Here is a 13,483-nt window from a genome sequence, read left to right on the forward strand (position 1 = left end):
CAGTTTCGATGGTGTCTCCGCTAACGTTCTGCACAGTGCACGCAGAGGAGCGGTACATGACACTTTTCAGCTTGGTAACCGTGTACCTTATTGGAGGCTTTGGCATCTTCTACGTCCTGCACAGCACGTTACAGCCCTGGTACGTCACCATGCTGGTTGCTATTGCATGGACCGCATTGCTCCTGTGGCTATTCCTTGCCAATCGACCGTCCGAAGACCGGTGACTGGTAGGCTCTAGTCAGCCGACCCCAACAGCCCCGGCAGCTTAACAACATTCACCGCTACGTCGGTCTCCGTCAGACGGACAAAGCCCAGACAATGATCCCCAGGCCGATCCACCAGGCTGCGACCCAGCCAATAAACAAGTACATGCCAGTCCAGAAGCGGTGCGAAGCCTCGCTGTCATAGGCGTCGCCATCGCCGTCCAGTAGGGCTTTCTCGATACGTTGTGAGCTGCTCATCTCGCTCATGGCTTTCCCTTTCCTCAGCAATGCGCCGGGCCTCATCGACCGTCAGCGCCTTGGCTATCTCAGCCTGCTGCTTTGTCTCCCGCGCATAGACATGCGCCAGCGCCTGTCCGTTAGCGTCGAGAACCTTGTAGCCGCCCGGCATCTGCTCGACCGACCAGGGAGCCGGAAATCGGCGTGATGATGTCATGGGAGCCTCCCTCATTGGCTCCCCCCGCAAGGGTCACAATGCCAAAAGTTCACGGCTACCGCGAGAGCGAGCCGCTTAAGGAAGCCAGGTAAAGCTAGATGAAGCCAAATACAGGTAGGGGCAGCCCGAAGGCCGCCCCCTCCTGATCGTCCCATCTCTGGGCGATCAAGCCTCACCCGAAGGCGAGGCGAAGTGATAGTCCACTCCAAATGCCACCGGCTGTCAATCCTGCGCCGCAGCGAAGGCTGGGCAGCCTGCGGTCACGCGCCGTAGTCTTACGGCAATCAGCTTAGCTCTTGGGGAATGAACAAAGGGCCCCGACATTCGCTGCCGTGGCCCTTTCGCTGAGCGTCTTTGGGTTACTTGAACCTTTTGGCGCGCCTTTTTTCGATGGGTTCCTGTCCTCGACTGGCGCGCTAGACTTTATTTAAGTATCGGAAGCACCTACCGCCAGCCCGTAATCGCTTGCCTACAACCTCGGGCCGCCGCTTTGAGATGTGAGCGCCACTATATAAAGAGAAGCCCCGCACGGGGGGAGGGGAGAAGCAGGAGCGTGACGCGATCACAGACTACGAAGCACTAATGGCGCTCCCGCGAATGCCCACACAGGGATGGGGGCAATGAATTGTAAGTGTGTACCGCCCGCCGCCGGTTCAAGTGTCTCGTAGGTGCGGTATGTTGCGCCGCCCGCGCCCCTAGGGTTGTAGCCTCATCGTAGCCTTGAAGATTTCAGCGGACTATCTGGCGACCCGGATTTATGAGATTAAGTGTCTGATATTGCATGGCTCCCCGGGCCGGACTCGAACCAGCGACCCAGCGGTTAACAGCCGCTTGCTCTACCAACTGAGCTACCGGGGACCAGTGCGCCGACTATCGTTGTCAGCCGCGCAGACCGCGTAGATAGCAAAAGGCGCCAAGGCTTTCCAGAACTTTGCGCTTGAGAAGGTGCGAGAAATTGCACCGGCTTGTAGGGGCTCGTTCCAGCCCCTATCTCCCGCATCCACCCTGAAAGGCCCGATCAGGGCCGCGCGCTGGAGTCTTCGATGGCCCACAAGTTCCGTCTCTTCAACAGCCACTGGCACCTCCCAAAGTCGAAGCCCATGCGCATAGGGCTCGGCACCATGCTGGTCGGCGGCGGGCTGCTCGGCTTTCTGCCCGTGCTCGGGTTCTGGATGATCCCGCTCGGCTTCCTCGTGCTCTCGGTCGATCTGCCCGCCGTGCGCCGCTGGCGCCGCCAGGCCACGGTCTGGTGGCACCGCTGGAAGGAACGAGCGGACGCCCGCGGCGCCGACCAGGCGAACGGGCCCAAGACCTGATCTAGAACAGCATGCAGGGAAGGTTGGAGGCCACGCCCGGAATCGAACCGGGGTATACGGATTTGCAGTCCGCTGCGTCACCACTCCGCCACGTGGCCAACCGGGCTGGATTTCTAGCGCGAAACTAGCTTCTGTCTAGTGTCTCCTGTCAATATGCGTTCGCCGTGTGAGATTAATATGCATACGGAGCATGCCTGGGGCGGCGTGCCGGACGTGCCAGATGGCCAGCTGGCGCTGGAGGGACGATGCGCCCGCGCCGTATTTCGCCTTCTAGCTGTCAATAGTCCGGGTCGGCACTGTTGCGCCGATCCCACAGTGCCTTGAGATTTTTGCCAAATCCGGCTCTTGGCAGGGGTTCATGGCTATCCGAGCCCGCCCGGGGTGCTCTATGCTTTAGATAAGCAGCAGGGGCGGGGGCGCAACTGACTGCGGGAGACGGGCAGTGCTTTGTAGTAAGGGCAGGCGCGAACGGTTTTGCTGCGCGGATTTCTCGCGGCGCTTGCGTGCATGGTCCGTTGCGGGTTTGGCGAGTGCCGCGCTCGCGTCTTTCGGACCGGCGGTTCATGCGGAAACGCTAGAGCAGGCCTTGTCCGACGCCTACCTGCTCAATCCGGTTCTGAACGCCGAGCGGGCACGCCTCCGGGCGATCGACGAGCAAGTGGCCGTCGCCAAATCCGGCCTGCGTCCGTTCGTCAGCGGCTCGGCCGACACCAGCTACACCAATCAGAACAGCAACACCAGCTCGCCCTCCGCGCTCGCGTTTGGCGCCGGCGGGCTCGCGAGCGACGGGGTAAATCATCCGCGCGGTTACGCCGTGCAACTGCAGCAGCCGTTGTTCGAGGGCTTTCAGAACCTCAATGCCGTTCGCCAAGCCAAGGCGGAAGTGCAGGCACAACGTGAGGCCTTGCGCGGCGTGGAGCAGACCGTGTTGCTCGACGCCGCCACCGCCTATGTCAACGTCGTGCGCGATAAGGCCGTTGTGCGCCTGCGTGAAAACGATGTGCGCGTACTATCCGAGCAGCTAAGGGCGACGCGCGACCGCTTTGAGGTCGGTGAGGTGACCCGGACCGACGTGGCACAAGCCGAAGCGCGCCGGTCCGAGGCGGTCGCGACATTGAGCGTGGCGCAAGCCAACCTGAAAACCAGCCGCGCCGCTTATGAGCAAGTCATCGGTCACCCTCCTGGCGATCTCCAGACGCCCCCGTCGATCCGCCATTTGCTGCCGCACTCGCTGGACCAGGCCATGACACTTGGCGATGGCGAGAACCCCGTCATTCTGACCGCCGTCTACAACGAGGAGGCGTCTCTCTACGCCGTGGAGCAGATCATGGGCGAGCTCCTTCCCGAGGTTTCGCTGGAAGCCCAGTACGAGAAGCGGTTCAATCAAAGCTCGTTCATTCAGGAAATAGAGACGACGACGGTCACGGGACGGCTGAACGTGCCATTCTATCAGGGCGGTGGTGTCTCGGCCCGGGTGCGCCAGGCCAAGGAGACCAACAATCAGCTGAAGCGTGAAGTCGAGGACGCCCGGCTTCGGGTCCATGCGGATGTCATCGCCAATTGGGGCATCCTGCAATCGTCCGGTCCGACCATCAGATCCGCGGAATCCGCCGTCTCCGCCAACAAGATCGCGCTGACGGGCGTCCGCGAGGACGAGAAGGTGGGCCAGCGGACCACGCTCGACGTGCTGGACGCCCAGCGGGAGCTGTTGAATTCGCAGATTGGCCTGGTCTCGGCCCTGCGCGACCGGGTCGTCGCTGAATACTCGCTCTACGCCGCGGTGGGCCGCATGGATGCCCAAACGCTGGGCCTGTCAGTGCCTTATTACGATCCGCTCGAGCACTATGAGATCGTCAAGAACAAATGGTTCGGCCTGCGGCCGCCAGCCCCGCCGGCGGCTGATAATTGAACCATTGCGGGACCTTATGCATTAACCATTGGGCCTTTTCTCCCAGCCAGGCCGAGACTTGGCTCTTAACATCGTGTTAAGTTATCGAGAGAGTGAGGGTACCCTGGTGTACACTCGCAGGGTGTGATGTCAGTTGTTAAAAGGCGGCAAGGGATCAAGTTATGAGCAGCACCGAGCGCGCTCCTGAACCGACTATGGAGGAGATTCTTTCCTCTATCCGTCGGATCATCACGGACGACGAGGCCGGTCAGGCAACCGCGCAAGACGCGGCCCCCAAGGCGCAAGCCGAGGACGAGAGTCTTGAGGGGGAGGCCGACAACCAGATCATCGACGATATTGCACGTGTCCTAAGCGGCGACAGCGACCAAGCCCCTGCCAATGAGGAAGAGGAAATTCTCGACCTTGCCGCGGAGCTTGGCGGCCTGGAGATCGTCGAGGACGATGAGCCGGCCGCGGAAGTTGCCGCAGTTCCTGAGGCAGCCGAAGTGGTCGAGGTCTTGGAACTTGAGGAGATCGAGTTCGTCGAGGAGGCGGTTCCTGCCCCGCCAGTGGCAGAGCAGTCCGCGCCAGAGCCGGAGCTGACCTTGACCCCGGACGAACCAGAGATTTTGCAGCCAACTGCGATGGAAGCCGTTGAAGCCGCACCGGAGGTCCCGCAGACCGCACCGGAAGCCGTGCAGCACGAGCCGGCGCAGGCGGCAGGCGAGGAAGCGGCCTCCGCGCTGGAGCGTGCCATTGCGGCGCTCAGGGCCGGACAGCCACCGGCCTCCACCACGCCGCAGGCAGAGCCCTTTGAATTCCAGACGACGCCGCAGGCGGATTCGATGGAGGCGGCCGAGGCCGCGCCGGAAGCCGGTTCAGAGCCCGAGCCGGTGCCGATGGCGATCCCGATGCCCTCGCCGGAGGTGGAAGCGGAGACGCATCCTGAGCTGGACGCCAGCCTTGAGGTGCCGGGCGATGTGGACTTCGAAAGCCAGCCCGACGAGGCGCCGGTTGCGCCGATGCTCGATGAGGCACCTGAGGAGCTCGTCCTGGCGGATGCCGAATTGACGGTAATCGAGGAAACGGTCGTGGAAGCCGTGGGCGAGCCGGAGGTGAAGGGCCCATTCTGGCCAGAGCAAGCGCAAGCCGAAGAGCCGGTGCCCGAAGCCGAGTCCGTACTCTCGCCAGAGCCGGAGCCGGTCACGGCCCAGGTCAACGGCGCTGAAGTGCATCACGACATCGAAGGCAAAACCATGGAAGACAGCGTCAAGGACATGCTGCGTCCCATGCTTCGTCAATGGCTTGACGACAACATGGAGCGCCTGATCCGCGAAGGCTTCGATCCGGAGACGCTGCGCCGCCCGCAAGACTAGGCCCGAAAAGTTGACAGCGCGGAAGCCGAGAGCGTAGGACGCGCGGCGACCCTTTTCGCCCAACTGTCCGCGTTCATGCTCGATAAGACCTATCAACCGCAGAATTTCGAAGGCGCCATCTACCGCGCCTGGGAAAGTGCGCGCGCTTTTGCTGCCGGCCGTGGCGATCGCGAGGGCGCAAAGCCCTTTGCCATCGTGATCCCGCCGCCGAACGTCACCGGCTCGCTCCATATGGGGCACGCGCTCAACAACACCCTGCAAGACGTGATCGTCCGCTTCGAGCGCATGCGCGGCCGCGACGTGTTGTGGCAGCCGGGCACCGACCACGCGGGCATCGCCACGCAGATGGTCGTCGAGCGGCAATTGATGGAGCGTCAGGAGCCGAACCGGCGCAGCCTCGGCCGCGAGAAGTTCATCAAGCGCATCTGGCAGTGGAAAGAAGAGTCCGGCAACACCATCGTCGGCCAGCTGAAGCGGCTGGGCTGCTCCTGCGATTGGTCGCGGTTGCGCTTCACCATGGACGAGGGGCTGTCGAAGGCCGTCCGCAAGGTCTTCGTCGAGTTGCATCGCGCCGGGCTAATCTACAAGGACAAGCGCCTCGTCAACTGGGACCCGGAGTTGCTCACCGCCATCTCGGACCTTGAGGTCGAGCAGGTCGAGACCAACGGGCATCTATGGCATCTGCGTTACCCGATCGAGGGGAAGACCTTTGACGCGGGGGACCCCTCGACCTTTATCGTCGTCGCCACCACGCGGCCGGAGACCATGCTCGGCGACACGGCCGTCGCCGTGCATCCGGACGATGAGCGTTACAAGGACCTCGTCGGCAAGAACGTCATTCTGCCGATTGTCGGCCGCCGCATCCCGATCGTCGCCGACGAGTACTCCGATCCGGAGAAGGGCTCGGGCGCGGTGAAGATCACACCTGCGCACGACTTCAATGACTTCGAGGTCGGCAAGCGCCACGGCCTGCCGATGATCAACGTTCTCAGCAAGGACGCGCGGCTCCAGCTACAAGCCAACTCCGAATTCACGGACGGGGTTGAGATGACGCCGCAACTCCATGCAACGATTCTGGAATTGAACGGCGTGTTCCGCTTCGCCGCGCGCAAGATGATCGTCGATCGTCTGGAGGACGAGGGCTTGCTCGAAAAGACCGAGCCCCACGTCCTCGCCGTGCCCCATGGCGACCGCTCCGGCGCGGTCATCGAGCCTTATCTCACCGATCAGTGGTATGTCGACGCCGCGACACTGGCCAAGCCCGCCATCGACGCGGTCAGGCGCGGGCGCACGACCTTCGTGCCGAAGAATTGGGAGTCCACCTACTTCCACTGGATGGAGAACATCCAGCCATGGTGCATCTCCCGCCAGCTCTGGTGGGGGCATCAGATCCCTGCTTGGTATGGGCCCGACGGCGAGATATTCGTCGCTGAGACTGAAGCGGATGCCAAAGCGGCCGCCAAGGCGCATTACGGCAAGGACGCGACGCTGAAGCGCGACGAGGACGTGCTCGACACCTGGTTCTCCTCGGCGCTGTGGCCATTCTCTACCCTCGGCTGGCCGGACAAGACGCCGGAACTTGCCCGCTATTACCCAACCGACGTGCTCGTCACGGGCTTCGACATCATCTTCTTCTGGATCGCCCGCATGATGATGATGGGGCTGCACTTCATGGACGAGGTGCCGTTCCGCGACATCTACATCCACGCGCTGGTCCGCGACGAGAAGGGCCAGAAGATGTCGAAGTCGAAGGGGAACGTCATCGATCCCCTGGAGCTGATCGACAGCTATGGCGCCGATGCGCTGCGCTTCACGCTCGCCGCCATGGCCGCGCAAGGGCGCGACATCAAGCTCTCCGGCAACCGCGTCGAAGGCTACCGCAACTTCGCGACGAAGCTCTGGAACGCATCGCGCTTCGCCATGATGAACGATTGCGTGCCCCAGGCCGATTTCGATCCCACAAGCGCGCAAGTCACCGTCAACCGCTGGATCGCGGGCGAGGTCGAGCGTACGACCGCGGCCGTGACCGAAGCACTCGAGGCCTTCCGCTTCAACGATGCGGCCGCCGCCATCTACCACTTCATTTGGCACATCTACTGCGACTGGTATCTCGAACTGATCAAGCCGATCCTCATGGGCGAGGACGAGGTGGCGAAGGCCGAGACCCGCGCCATGGCGGCGTACGTGCTCGACCGCGCGCTCCAGCTCCTGCATCCCTTCATGCCCTTCGTCACCGAGGAGCTGTGGGAGAAGCGTGCGCCCGAAGGGACGCGCCGCGAGACGCTGCTAATGCTCACCGAGTGGCCCACTCATTTGGGACTCCAGAATGCCAAGGCGGACGCGGAGATGGATTGGGTCATCCGCTTCGTTACCGAGGTGCGCTCCGTGCGCGCCGAGATGAACGTTCCGGCCGGTGCCAAGGTGCCGCTGGTGATCGCCGGCGCTACGGACAAGACCAAGGCGCAGGTCGCCGCTCACGAGGAGACGCTCAAGCGGCTCGCCCGCATCAAGACCATCGACTTTACCGATGCGCCCCCGTCCGGCTCGGTCCAGATGGTGCTGGACGAGGCGACGCTCGCCATGCCCCTCGAAGGAGTGATCGACATCGGCGCGGAGTCGGAGCGCCTAAAACGCGAGATCGACAAAGTGGGGTCTGAGATCGCCCAGCTGGATGCGAGGCTCGCCAACGAGAAATTTGTCTCCCGGGCGCCCGAACATGTGGTCGAGGAGCAACGCGTCCGCAAGTCCGAAGCGGAAGCCACCGCGGCCAAGCTGGCGCAGGCGCTAAAGCGGCTCGAAGCCGCGCTTTAAGGGCGTCTTCACCGGACGGCGGCAAAGTTCCCACCAAGCAACCGTTGCCCTGAATCCTCGAAAATGTAGCTAAATTGCAACAGACTGAGGTATTTGCGCCTCGTTTGCGCCATAAAACTTTGGGACATCCTCTGCAGTTCGAGGATTATGGCTCATCAGACACTCGCGTAGCGCAAAAGCGAGGGGGCAGGGCCAGGGAGCGACCGGCTGGGGTGTAGAGCGGCGGACGACCGGCGGCTCATTCAGCTCCAGCCCAGTATTGGTACATGGACGCAAAGACGTTCGATAAATCCCGCTTGCCGAGCAGGCATGTGACGGAGGGGCCGTCCCGCGCCCCACATCGCTCGTACTACTACGCGATGGGGCTGACGCGCGGCCAAATTCATCAGCCCTTCGTTGGCGTCGCCACCTGCTGGAACGAGGCCGCGCCCTGCAACATCGCCCTGATGCGCCAGGCCCAGGCCGTCAAGCAGGGCGTTGCAGCCAAGGACGGCACACCTCGCGAATTCTGCACCATCACCGTCACCGACGGCATCGCCATGGGCCACCAGGGCATGAAGTCCTCGCTGCCCTCGCGCGAGGTCATCGCCGACAGTGTCGAGCTCACCATGCGCGGCCATTGCTACGACGCGTTGGTCGGGCTCGCCGGCTGCGACAAGTCTCTGCCAGGCATGATGATGGCCATGTGCCGGCTCAACGTCCCGTCGATCTTCATCTATGGCGGCTCGATCCTGCCCGGCACTTACAAGGGCCGTCCCGTCACGGTGCAGGACCTGTTCGAAGCCGTCGGGCAGTACTCCGTCGGCAAGATGTCCCCGGAGGACCTCGAGGAGTTGGAGCACGTGGCGTGCCCCTCGGCCGGTGCATGCGGCGCGCAGTTCACCGCGAACACCATGGCGACGGTGTCGGAGGCTATCGGCCTTGCACTGCCATACTCGGCCGGCGCGCCCGCGCCTTACGAAATCCGCGACCAGTTTTGCATGATGGCGGGCGAGAAGATCATGGACTTGATCGCGCTGAACATCCGTCCGCGCGACATCATCAGCCGCAAATCCTTGGAGAACGCGGCCGCTGTGGTCGCGGCCTCGGGCGGCTCGACCAACGCGGCGCTGCATCTGCCGGCCATCGCCCATGAATGCGGTATCGACTTCGATCTGTTCGATGTGGCGGAAATCTTCAAGAAGACGCCGTATATCGCGGACCTGAAACCGGGTGGCCGTTATGTCGCCAAGGATATGTTCGAAGCTGGTGGCGTGCCGCTCCTCATGAAGACGCTACTCGACCACGGTTATATGCACGGCGACTGCCTGACGGTCACGGGCCGCTCGATCGCGGAAAATCTTTCCAAGGTTGCGTGGAACCCGGACCAGGACGTTGTGCGTTCTGCTGACAACCCGCTGACGCCCACCGGTGGCGTCGTGGGATTGCAGGGGACGCTCGCGCCGGACGGCGCGATCGTGAAGGTGGCCGGATTGAACAACTTGAAGTTCCGCGGACCCGCCCGCTGCTTCGACAGCGAGGAAGAGGCGTTCGCCGCCGTCAGCGCCAAAAAGTATGACGAGGGCGATGTCATCATCATCCGCTATGAAGGGCCGAAGGGCGGTCCGGGCATGCGGGAGATGCTGTCGACCACCGCGGCGCTATACGGCCAAGGCATGGGCGACAAGGTTGCGCTCATCACCGACGGACGCTTTTCAGGCGCCACGCGCGGTTTCTGCGTTGGCCATGTGGGGCCGGAGGCGGCCGTGTGCGGTCCCATTGCGCTGGTGCGCGACGGCGACATGATCGTGCTCGATGCCGAAGACGGCGTCATCGACCTTGAGGTCAGCGAAGACGAACTCGCCGCGCGCGCGAAGGACTGGACGGCACCGCCGACGTCGTTCCAAAGCGGCTATCTGTGGAAATACGCCAACGAGGTTGGGGCGGCCCGGACGGGCGCAGTGACCCACCCGGGCGGTGCTGCGGAGGGGTCGTGCTATGCCGATGTTTAGCGCCTCCACCATTGGCAGCGCGTTGGCCGCCGTCATTGTCCTGACGCCCGCCGGGATCGGCGCGGCCGACGAGCCACCGCTTTACGAGTCCGCGACGCAAGCCTATCGCCAGGGCGTGAGCGCGATGAAGTCCGGCGAGATGACAGCGGCCGTTGCGGCGCTCGAATATGCCGCCGGGCGCGGCGTGCTCGGGGCTCAGCTCAAGCTCGCACGTCTCTACGCCGCAGGCCGTGACGTGCCGAAGGACGACACGAAGGCGTTCTTCCACTTCCAGAAGATCGCCGACCAATATGCCGATATCCCGCCGTCGAGCCCGATCGCCAAATATGTCGGCGAGTCGTTCGCGGCGCTCGGCAAGTATTACGTAAGCGGTATTGAAGCGATGCCGCTGCACCCCGATCCGGTTTACGCTGCCGGCTTGTTCCGGCATGCCAGTGCCTATTTCGGCGACGCCGAGGCGCAGTATCAGCTCGGCTGTCTCTACCGCACCGGCGCGGGCGTGGAGAAGAACTCGACCATCGCCGCCAATTGGCTGGCCATGGCGGCGCGGAAGCAGCACCCCGGCGCGCAAGCCCTTCTAGGTGAGATGTTGTGGCGGGGCGATGGCGTCAGCCAGCGGCCGGCGCGGGGACTTGCGCTTCTGATGCTTGCCGAGGAGAACGCCAAGGCGAAGGGCGGCGAGCCGGAGCAGATCCGACAACTGTACAAAGAGACCTTGGCCGAGGCCGACAGCGGGACGCGCAAGCGAGCGATGGCCTTGCTGCCGCAACTTGGCGGTCCCAATCGCGCCACGGCCCGCGCTATGACCAAACCCGTCAAATCCGACCCGAAGCTGACCGCCTCCAAGGAGCCGCAGCTTGGTCCGGTTGACCTGACGCCGCCGGCTGCCATGGGCCTGTCCGTTGGCTTCGGGGCCTCGGGTGACGGGCTCGGTGTTCCGCAATAGTCGCGCAGGCGGCTTAAAGCGAAAGCTCCACAACAATCGGCACGTGATCGGACGGCTTCTCCCAGCCTCTCGGCTCGGGATCGACCTCGCATGACTGCAAGCGGTCGGCGGCTTGCGGTGACAGCAAGAAGTGGTCGATGCGCAGTCCGTGGTTCTTCTGCCACGCGCCGGCCTGATAGTCCCAAAAGGTGAATTGGTGGGGCTCGTCGTGGCAGGCTCGGAACGCTTCGGTCAGGCCCAGATTGACCAGCGCCCGGAACCGCGCCCGCGTCTCGGGGCGGAACAGCGCATCGTCCATCCAGGCTTCCGGATTGTAGACATCCTCCGGCGCGGGGATGACGTTGAAGTCGCCCGCGACGACGAACGGCTCCTCGTAAGTGAGAAGCGTCATCACCCGCGCTTGCAGGCGGCGCATCCACGCCAGCTTGTAAGCAAACTTCTCTGGCGAGCCATTGCCGTTCGGTAGATAGATGTTCACCACCCGCACGACGCCGGACGGCACCGAGATCACGGCTTCCAGATAGCGCGCCTGGGTGTCGTCTGGATCGCCGGCGAGCCCCGGGCTCACATCGTCGAAGGGCAGCTTGGACAGCAAGGCCACGCCGTTGAAGCCCTTCTGGCCGTGGGTCGCGACGTTATAGCCGAGCTCCTCGAACCTCTCGGCCGGAAAAGCCTCGTCCAAGGATTTGATCTCTTGCAGGCAGACGACATCGGGGGCGGCGGCTTTCAGCCACGTCACCGCGGTCTCGATGCGCGCCTTGACGCCGTTGATGTTCCAGGAGGCGATCTTCATGGGGACTCATGCATAGCAAGTCGTCACGCCGAGGCGAAGACCCGGCAAGGACGGGACATAGTCCAAATCGCGCGCTAGATCGAGAAGCTGGTGCCACAGCCGCAAGCCGCGGTGGCGTTCGGATTGTGGATCTTGAACTGAGCACCGATCAGCTCGTCGACGAAGTCGATTTCCGATCCCTTCACGAAACCTGCGGAGACGGGATCGATGGCGACCGTGGCGCCGTCGCGCTCGATAACGATATCGTCGGGCGCGGTGTCCTTCACCAGCTCAAAGCGGTACTGAAATCCCGAGCAGCCGCCACCCTCGACGCTGACGCGAAACAGGCGCGCGGCGTCGTCTTCGCTGACGAGCTCGACGATGCGCTTGGCGGCGCGGGTGCTTATGGTGATGGACGGGTCGCTCATCTTCGGTATAGCCAAGTTCTGTTCAGCCAAGTGTTTGATACACTAAAGATGAGAATGGCCAAGGGAGTTGTCAATCAGCCAGCCCGCAAAGCCTGAGCCAGACGTCAGCGCCCCAACGGGGAGGGGCCCCCTTGCGCCCTATGCCGTGGACGCGCGGGTGAGCCGCGGGCGCTTGATCGCCGAGCCGCCGAGCCCGACGCGCACGGCCTATGCGCGCGACCGCGACCGGATTCTGCATTCGAGCGCCTTCCGCCGGCTGAACTACAAGACCCAGGTCTTCGTCTATCACGAGGGCGACCATTACCGGTCGCGTCTCACCCACAGTCTCGAAGTGGCGCAGATCGCCCGCTCCATCGCGCGGTCGCTGCGGGTCGACGAAGATCTCACCGAGACCGTCGCGCTCGCGCACGATCTCGGCCATTCGCCCTTCGGCCATGCGGGCGAGCGCGCGCTCGATGCCGCAATGACGGACGCAGGCGGCTTCGATCACAACGCTCAGTCCTTGCGTGTCGTCACGAGGTTCGAAAGGAAATACGGCGCCTTCGACGGACTCAATCTCACCTGGGAGACGCTGGAAGGTTTGGTGAAGCACAACGGGCCGCTTGAGGGGCACGAGACGCCGGTCCCGGAGCCCGTGCTGGACTATTGCGCGACCCATGACCTGGAACTCGATACCTACGCATCGCTCGAAGCGCAAATCGCCGCGCTCTCCGACGACATCGCCTACAATGCGCACGATCTCGAAGATGGCTATCGCGCGAACTGCTTCACCTTCGCCGAGCTTGCCGAAGTGCCGATGACTGCGAGCCTTCTTGCCGAAGTCGACGCGGCCTATCCGGACCTGGACGACCTAAGGCGCCTCTACGAGGTGACACGGCGGCTGATCACCGCGATGGTCAACGATGCCATCGCCGAAGCGCGCGCGCGGCTTGCCACGCTCCGTCCCGAAAGCGCCGACGACGTGCGCCAGGCCGGACGTACGCTCATCGCGTTCTCTGATGAGATGCTGGGCCGCCTCGACGACTTGCGGAAGTTTCTCTTCGCCCGGGTGTACCGCCACGCGCGGGTCGTGCGCATCATGGACGATGCGGAGACCGTCATCGCGGACCTGTTCGAGCGCTACACGGAGACGGTCGATGCTCTGCCGCCGGAATGGCGCGCCGAGGCGCCGCCGCTGGGGACGCGCCAATACGCCCGCTATGTGGCGGACTTCATCGCCGGTATGACCGACCGCTATGCGCTGGTGGAGCACCGGCGTCTGTTTGACGCCACCCCGGATTTGCGATAGTCGCGCGCCA

Annotated in this window: 10 protein-coding genes and 2 tRNA genes; 7 read left to right on the forward strand and 5 right to left on the reverse strand. The window is 63.4% G+C overall.

Annotated features, from left to right (window positions below; all coding sequences use genetic code 11):
* Positions 1–296: 296 nt before the first annotated feature.
* Together ABY454_RS03605 and ABY454_RS03610 are read right to left on the reverse strand one after the other, a co-directional pair.
* Positions 297–470, reverse strand: coding sequence for a hypothetical protein (locus tag ABY454_RS03605; RefSeq protein ID WP_372928809.1), 174 nt, complete (start codon positions 468–470; stop codon positions 297–299).
* Positions 471–1,439: 969 nt separating this feature from the next.
* Positions 1,440–1,515, reverse strand: a tRNA-Asn gene (locus ABY454_RS03610).
* A 185-nt stretch (positions 1,516–1,700) separates the two neighbouring features.
* Here ABY454_RS03610 and ABY454_RS03615 point away from each other — a divergent pair.
* Positions 1,701–1,973 carry a hypothetical protein gene (locus ABY454_RS03615; RefSeq protein WP_372928810.1) on the forward strand — a complete coding sequence of 91 codons (273 nt, stop codon included), beginning with the start codon at positions 1,701–1,703 and terminating at the stop codon, positions 1,971–1,973.
* A 24-nt stretch (positions 1,974–1,997) separates the two neighbouring features.
* Here the strand turns inward: ABY454_RS03615 and ABY454_RS03620 are convergent.
* A tRNA-Cys gene (locus tag ABY454_RS03620) sits at positions 1,998–2,071 on the reverse strand.
* A 344-nt stretch (positions 2,072–2,415) separates the two neighbouring features.
* Here ABY454_RS03620 and ABY454_RS03625 point away from each other — a divergent pair.
* From ABY454_RS03625 to ABY454_RS03645, 5 genes are all read left to right on the forward strand, one after another.
* A complete protein-coding gene (locus tag ABY454_RS03625) occupies positions 2,416–3,882 on the forward strand; it encodes a TolC family outer membrane protein (RefSeq protein ID WP_372928811.1) in 1,467 nt (488 codons plus the stop codon).
* 161 nt (positions 3,883–4,043) lie between these two features.
* Positions 4,044–5,237, forward strand: coding sequence for a DUF2497 domain-containing protein (locus ABY454_RS03630; RefSeq protein ID WP_372928812.1), 1,194 nt, complete (start codon positions 4,044–4,046; stop codon positions 5,235–5,237).
* Positions 5,238–5,312: 75 nt separating this feature from the next.
* A complete protein-coding gene (locus tag ABY454_RS03635; protein ID WP_372928813.1) occupies positions 5,313–8,048 on the forward strand; it encodes a valine--tRNA ligase in 2,736 nt (911 codons plus the stop codon).
* 266 nt (positions 8,049–8,314) lie between these two features.
* Complete coding sequence (gene ilvD / locus ABY454_RS03640; protein WP_372928814.1) at positions 8,315–10,039, forward strand: dihydroxy-acid dehydratase; 1,725 nt, start codon at positions 8,315–8,317, stop codon at positions 10,037–10,039.
* The gene (locus ABY454_RS03645) at positions 10,026–10,985 is read left to right on the forward strand and encodes a tetratricopeptide repeat protein (protein ID WP_372928815.1); all 960 of its coding nucleotides are present in this window, start codon (positions 10,026–10,028) and stop codon (positions 10,983–10,985) included. The genes ilvD and ABY454_RS03645 overlap by 14 nt, the downstream gene beginning before the upstream one ends.
* A 13-nt stretch (positions 10,986–10,998) precedes the next feature.
* Here ABY454_RS03645 and xth read toward each other — a convergent pair whose 3' ends face one another.
* On the reverse strand, positions 10,999–11,778 hold the full coding sequence (gene xth / locus ABY454_RS03650) for an exodeoxyribonuclease III (RefSeq protein ID WP_372928816.1): 780 nt from the start codon (positions 11,776–11,778) through the stop codon (positions 10,999–11,001).
* A gap of 74 nt (positions 11,779–11,852) precedes the next feature.
* Positions 11,853–12,185 (reverse strand): iron-sulfur cluster insertion protein ErpA, encoded by a 333-nt coding sequence (gene erpA, locus ABY454_RS03655; protein ID WP_372928817.1) that lies wholly within the window; start codon positions 12,183–12,185, stop codon positions 11,853–11,855.
* Between the two features lie 73 nt (positions 12,186–12,258).
* On the opposite strand from erpA, the gene ABY454_RS03660 reads away from it, so the two are divergent.
* Positions 12,259–13,473: a deoxyguanosinetriphosphate triphosphohydrolase gene (locus tag ABY454_RS03660; protein WP_372928878.1), complete on the forward strand. Its 1,215-nt coding sequence runs from the start codon at positions 12,259–12,261 to the stop codon at positions 13,471–13,473.
* Positions 13,474–13,483: the final 10 nt, after the last annotated feature.

This window comes from Methyloceanibacter sp. (assembly GCF_041573655.1).
Taxonomy (GTDB): Bacteria; Pseudomonadota; Alphaproteobacteria; order Rhizobiales; family Methyloligellaceae; genus Methyloceanibacter.

Coding starts and splice junctions, on each gene's coding strand:
- ABY454_RS03605 (WP_372928809.1), bottom strand. CDS start 470: ATGAGCGAGATGAGCAGCTCACAACGTATCGAGAAAGCCCTACTGGAC.
- ABY454_RS03615 (WP_372928810.1), top strand. CDS start 1,701: ATGGCCCACAAGTTCCGTCTCTTCAACAGCCACTGGCACCTCCCAAAG.
- ABY454_RS03630 (WP_372928812.1), top strand. CDS start 4,044: ATGAGCAGCACCGAGCGCGCTCCTGAACCGACTATGGAGGAGATTCTT.
- ABY454_RS03635 (WP_372928813.1), top strand. CDS start 5,313: ATGCTCGATAAGACCTATCAACCGCAGAATTTCGAAGGCGCCATCTAC.
- ilvD (WP_372928814.1), top strand. CDS start 8,315: ATGGACGCAAAGACGTTCGATAAATCCCGCTTGCCGAGCAGGCATGTG.
- ABY454_RS03645 (WP_372928815.1), top strand. CDS start 10,026: ATGCCGATGTTTAGCGCCTCCACCATTGGCAGCGCGTTGGCCGCCGTC.
- xth (WP_372928816.1), bottom strand. CDS start 11,778: ATGAAGATCGCCTCCTGGAACATCAACGGCGTCAAGGCGCGCATCGAG.
- erpA (WP_372928817.1), bottom strand. CDS start 12,185: ATGAGCGACCCGTCCATCACCATAAGCACCCGCGCCGCCAAGCGCATC.